The sequence below is a fragment of the Mailhella sp. genome, from assembly GCF_057866825.1.
Genome location: NZ_DBMAHT010000150.1, coordinates 1 through 4,306, shown reverse-complemented (window position 1 = coordinate 4,306; position 4,306 = coordinate 1). Strand labels below are relative to the sequence as shown.

4 protein-coding genes are annotated in these 4,306 nt (G+C 62.4%); 3 read left to right on the top strand and 1 reads right to left on the bottom strand.

The genetic code is table 11. From position 1 onward, the window contains the following. The coding region (gene radA / locus ACZM96_RS09785; protein ID WP_489488818.1) for a DNA repair protein RadA at positions 1-1,241 on the top strand (1,241 nt) is incomplete at its 5' end. Positions 1,242-1,491: 250 nt separating this feature from the next. Here radA and ACZM96_RS09780 read toward each other — a convergent pair. After that, a complete protein-coding gene (locus ACZM96_RS09780) occupies positions 1,492-2,394 on the bottom strand; it encodes a 50S ribosomal protein L11 methyltransferase (RefSeq protein WP_489488817.1) in 903 nt (300 codons plus the stop codon). A gap of 174 nt (positions 2,395-2,568) precedes the next feature. Here ACZM96_RS09780 and pth point away from each other — a divergent pair, with 174 nt between their 5' ends. Both pth and rho read left to right on the top strand, forming a co-directional pair. After that, positions 2,569-3,171 carry an aminoacyl-tRNA hydrolase gene (gene pth, locus ACZM96_RS09775; RefSeq protein ID WP_294488552.1) on the top strand — a complete coding sequence of 201 codons (603 nt, stop codon included), beginning with the start codon at positions 2,569-2,571 and terminating at the stop codon, positions 3,169-3,171. A gap of 233 nt (positions 3,172-3,404) precedes the next feature. Next, on the top strand, positions 3,405-4,306 hold a 902-nt coding region (gene rho / locus ACZM96_RS09770; RefSeq protein WP_489488819.1), incomplete at its 3' end, for a transcription termination factor Rho.

Below are 4,306 nucleotides of genomic sequence, written 5' to 3'. Positions count from 1 at the left end.
GCCTTGCCCCGACTTCCACGGCTCGGCCTCATGCGGCAAAGCACGCCTCAGCCACGCGCATTCAGCCGCTGGCGAGCGTCTCGTGCAGCGATCACGCCGCGTTCGGCACGGGACTCGACGCGCTCGACCGCATTCTCGGTCACGGATTTGTGCCCGGCGCCGCCATTCTTGTGGGCGGAGAGCCGGGCATAGGCAAATCCACGCTGCTGCTCCAGCTCGCCGGAGCCGTGGCGCGGGAAAACAAGCTCGTGCTCTACGCAAGCGGCGAAGAGTCACTGCCGCAGATACGCAGCCGCGCGGAACGCCTCGACGTGCTGCACGACAACCTTCTTGCCGTGGCCACCAGCCGGGTGGAAGACCTGTTTCCCGTGCTTGAAGATCCCGACGCGGCCCCGGCCCTCATGATCGTGGACTCCGTGCAGACGCTCGCTTCCGACAACGCCGAAGGCCTGCCCGGCAATGTGAGTCAGGTGCGCACCGTGGCCACGGAACTTGTGGAGCGCTGCCGCCGTTCGGGCACCACGCTGGTGCTGGTGGGGCACGTCACCAAGGACGGCACCCTTGCCGGACCGCGTCTTCTGGAACATCTCGTGGACACGGTCATTTCCCTGGAAGGCGACCGACGGGAAATGTTCCGCATGCTCCGGGTGCTGAAGAACCGCTTCGGCCCCAATCAGGAACTGCTCATCTTCCGCATGGCGCGCAAGGGTCTGGAACTCGTGGAAGACCCTTCCACCTTTTTCCTCGGCGCGCGCGACACCTCCCTGAGCGGCACGGCCGTGGTCATGGCCGTGGACGGTCAGCGCCCCTTTGCCGTGGAAATTCAGGCGCTCGCCACGCGAAGCTATCTTTCCATTCCCCGCCGCACCGGTCTCGGCTTCGACGTGAACAGACTGCATCTGCTGCTCGCGGTGCTGGAAAAGCGCCTGCGCCTCAACTTCGGTCAGGCGGACATCTACGCCAAGGTCGGCGGCGGCATGCGTCTTCAGGAACCGGGGCTCGATCTCGCGCTGGTGGCGGCCCTGCTCTCCTCCTTCTACGACATTCCTCTGCCCGAGCGCTGCGTGCTCTGGGGCGAAGTGGACCTCAACGGTCAGGTGCGCCCCGTATCCGGTCAGGACGTGCGCATGAAACAGGCCCTGCGCCTCGGCTACTCGCCCATCATCTGCCCGGAGAATCCCAAGAGCAAGGGCATCGCCACCGTCTCCGATCTGCAGCGCATTCTCTTCCGCAAGGGATAGACCCCGCTTTCTGCGCGGCATACCTTTTTTTCCATCCCCTCTGCCTTCCCCCCTCCGGCAGGCAGCACCGTGCCAGATCACCATCATCTCCGTGGAGCCTGGCGGAGCATTCCGCCGTCTGCGCTTCGCGTCGCGGCCTGCGTTTCAAAAAGAAACGGAACATGACAAAAAGCTCGTCATGTTCCGTCTGCATCGCATGCGGAAAAAGCCGCCGGAAGGTTCCGACGGCTTCTCTTCTTTGCTGTTTTCGTCAGTTCACGCGCGGCCAGTACAGGCACACCCAGTCGTCGGCCTCGGGATTCTCGCGGCTGGCCGAACGCGTGGGATCGCTCGCCGGAGAAGGCATGCGCAGCTCACCCGGTTCGCCCATGTCCGCGTAGGCTTCCAGCATGCCCGGCACCTGCACGGACAAAAAGCCGGAAAGCACAAGGCATCCGCCCGGCCTGACCAGCGGCATGAGCTGGGGGGCCATTTCCTTCAGCGGTCCGGCGAGAATGTTGGCAATGACCACGTCGAAGGTCTGCCCCTGCACCAGTTCCACGCTGCCTTCCTGAATGTCGAACTGCGCGGACACGCCGTTCATGTCGCAGTTCTCCCGCGAATTGCTGATGGAAAGCGGATCGATGTCCGCGCCGAAGCCGGACAGGCCGAGCTTCACGCAGCCTATGCCGAGAATGCCCGTGCCCGTGCCCATGTCGAGAAAACGCTGACCGGCCTTGAGCGCGCCCGCCCGATGCAGCAGCGACATGGCTTCGAGGCACATGGTGGTCGTGGGGTGATGGCCGGTGCCGAAGGCGGACTTGGGCTCAATGATGATGGGTATGCTGCCTTCCGCGGGTTCGTCCTTCATCCACGGCGGAAGAATGAGGAAATCCCCGGCCTTCACGGGCGTAAAGTAGCTGCGCCAGCCGGAAAGCCAGTCCCTGTCGGGAAGGGTTTCCCGGCTCATCACGGCGTCCGGCAGCTTTTCGGCCAGGACCTGCGCCGTCAGATCCCGCACATCCTCGTCGTCGCAGGTGATGCGAAAACGCGTGCTGCCGTCAGGCAGCGATTCCTCTTCCCATCCCGCCGAGGCGTGCTCGGCCACCAGCGCTTCGGCAAGAGGAAAATACTCCTCTCGAACTACGATATCCAGACGATACAACTGCGGCATATCACACTCCTGCCGTTTTCTTTTCTGTCCTGCGCGGGAAAGTCCGCCTTCGTGATGTACCATCTGAACCGCCGCTTGCCAAGAACACTTGACAGCCGCCCCGCTCTGCCGCACATTCGACGCGTTGCGCCCGAATCCGGGCCCTCACTTCATCTCTTTTTTTCGGAACAACGCATGGATCTCAACGGACTTATCGTCGGCCTCGGCAATCCGGGAGCCCAGTACAGGGGAACGCGTCACAACATCGGCTTCATGTCGGTGCAGACCCTGCTCGAAGAAGTGGAACGCGGCAACGGCCGCGCCCCGGAACAGCTTTCCGGCTCCAAATTCAACGCTCTGCTCTGGCGCATTCAGATTCCCGGCGGCGGCACGTGGCTCGTGGCCGAACCCCAGACCTTCATGAATCTGAGCGGCGACGCCGTGCAGCCGCTCATGGCCTGGTATCGCCTGACGCCCGAACAGCTGCTCGTCGTTCACGACGAACTCGATCTCGAACCGGGCAGGCTCAAGCTCAAAAAAGGCGGCAGCGCGGCCGGTCACAACGGCATCAAATCCATACAGCAGCGCCTCGGCACGCCCGAATTCTATCGCCTGCGCGTGGGCGTGGGCAAGCCGCAGAACAGAGAACAGGTCATCCCCTGGGTGCTCGGACGCTTCGGCGAAGCCGAGCGCGACATCATGAACAAGACCTTTCCGAACATCGTCGACGCCGTCATCCGCTTCGCCGTGGACGGCCCCGAGCGCGCCATCAACGTGGTCAACACCCGCAAAAAATAGCCGGTTCCTCTCCGGGACTTGCCAATGGCGGGAAAAAACTCTATAGTTCTCTCGCTGACCGTTGTTCTGCGGTCTTTTTCCCTTCTCTTTCTTTCCTGTCTTCACGCCCTTCCGGCGTGATGTCCCCTGTACTTTCTCCTTTTCCCGGTGGTATCTCTATGCCCATACGGAAACGTAAAGCTCCCGTCGAGCCCGAAACTGCAGAATCTGCCCCAATTCTTGACGAAAGCGTCCTGAATCTTACCGAACTCAAGACCCGCAAAATGCAGGATCTCATGGATCTGGCGGACAAGTATCAGCTTGAAAACGCCAGCTCCATGCGCAAGCAGGAACTCATCTTTGCCCTGCTGCAGGCCTGCGCCTCGCAAAACGGCGTCATCCACAGCGACGGCGTGCTCGAAATACTGCCCGACGGCTACGGATTCCTCCGTTCCCCGCTCTGCAGCTACATGCCCGGTCCCGACGACGTGTATGTCTCCCCCTCCCAGATACGCCGCTACCATCTGCGCAAGGGCGACTGCGTGTCCGGGCAGATCCGTCCTCCCAAGGAGGGCGAACGCTATTTTGCGCTGGTCCGCGTCAATGAAATAGGTTTCGAGCCGCCGGAAAACGCCCGTCATCTGGTGCTTTTCGACAATCTCACGCCGGTCTATCCCGATCAGCAGTTCCGCATGGAAACCGATCCCAAGAACATGTCGTCGCGCATCATCGACCTCATGTCCCCCATCGGCCGCGGACAGCGCGCCCTCATCGTGGCTCCGCCGCGCACCGGCAAGACCATACTGCTCCAGACCATCGCCAACGCCATCAACGCGAACTATCCCGACGTGTACCTCATCATTCTTCTGGTGGACGAACGCCCGGAAGAAGTCACGGACATGGAACGCACGGTGAAAAACGCGGAAGTGGTGAGCTCCACCTTCGACGAGCCGCCGCAGCGCCACGTGCAGGTGTGCGAAATGGTGCTCGAAAAGGCCAAGCGCCTCGTGGAACGCAAGCGCGACGTGGTCATTCTGCTCGACTCCATCACCAGACTGGGCCGCGCCTACAACACCGTGACCCCCTCCAGCGGCCGCGTGCTTTCCGGCGGTCTGGACGCCAACGCCCTGCAGCGGCCCAAGCGCTTTTTCGGCGC

Coding starts and splice junctions, on each gene's coding strand:
- ACZM96_RS09780 (WP_489488817.1), bottom strand. CDS start 2,394: ATGCCGCAGTTGTATCGTCTGGATATCGTAGTTCGAGAGGAGTATTTT.
- pth (WP_294488552.1), top strand. CDS start 2,569: ATGGATCTCAACGGACTTATCGTCGGCCTCGGCAATCCGGGAGCCCAG.